General features: G+C 47.6%; 5 tRNA genes. All 5 read left to right on the forward strand.

From position 1 onward, the window contains the following. The first annotated feature begins 48 nt into the window (after window positions 1-48). The 5 genes from KI375_RS26985 to KI375_RS27005 all read left to right on the forward strand — a co-directional run bounded on the left by KI375_RS26985 (window position 49) and on the right by KI375_RS27005 (window position 552). Window positions 49-124 (forward strand) — tRNA-Lys (locus tag KI375_RS26985). Window positions 125-146: 22 nt separating this feature from the next. Further along, window positions 147-228 (forward strand) — tRNA-Leu (locus tag KI375_RS26990). A gap of 24 nt (window positions 229-252) precedes the next feature. Next, window positions 253-324: transfer RNA gene (locus tag KI375_RS26995), tRNA-Gly, on the forward strand. Between the two features lie 70 nt (window positions 325-394). Continuing rightward, window positions 395-471 (forward strand) — tRNA-Pro (locus tag KI375_RS27000). Between the two features lie 5 nt (window positions 472-476). Next, a tRNA-Ala gene (locus KI375_RS27005) sits at window positions 477-552 on the forward strand. Window positions 553-689: the final 137 nt, after the last annotated feature.

Below are 689 nucleotides of genomic sequence, written 5' to 3' on the forward strand. Positions count from 1 at the left end.
TGTAATCAGTAGGTTGGGGGTTCAAGTCCTCTGGCCGGCACCATGGACGAGCCATTAGCTCAGTTGGTAGAGCATCTGACTTTTAATCAGAGGGTCGCAGGTTCGAATCCTGCATGGCTCACCATTTTTTTGTTTAATAGTTTCAAGCGGGTGTGGTGGAATTGGCAGACACGCTAGACTTAGGATCTAGTGCCGCAAGGCGTGGGGGTTCGACTCCCTTCACCCGCATCTGATGAATGATTCCATGTCTTTGCGGAAGTAGTTCAGTGGTAGAACATCACCTTGCCAAGGTGGGGGTCGCGGGTTCGAATCCCGTCTTCCGCTTTGAATTGTACTGAATAGTGTATTTCCTTCAACGGATCAGAAGTCAGCTTAATAACTAACTAGTTTATCTCGGGAAGTAGCTCAGCTTGGTAGAGCACTTGGTTTGGGACCAAGGGGTCGCAGGTTCGAATCCTGTCTTCCCGACCATTTTTGGGGCCTTAGCTCAGCTGGGAGAGCGCCTGCCTTGCACGCAGGAGGTCAGCGGTTCGATCCCGCTAGGCTCCACCAAAAAAAGATTTTAAAAAAAGTTGTTGACATTGGGAATGCGATTTGGTAACATAGAAAAGTCGCCAATAAAGGCAACGAAGTTTGATCTTTGAAAACTGAACGAAACGAACGTCAATAAATATTGGATAAATGGTTCT

Source organism: Bacillus sp. J14TS2 (assembly GCF_018333015.1).
Classification (GTDB): domain Bacteria; phylum Bacillota; class Bacilli; order Bacillales; family Bacillaceae_C; genus Lederbergia.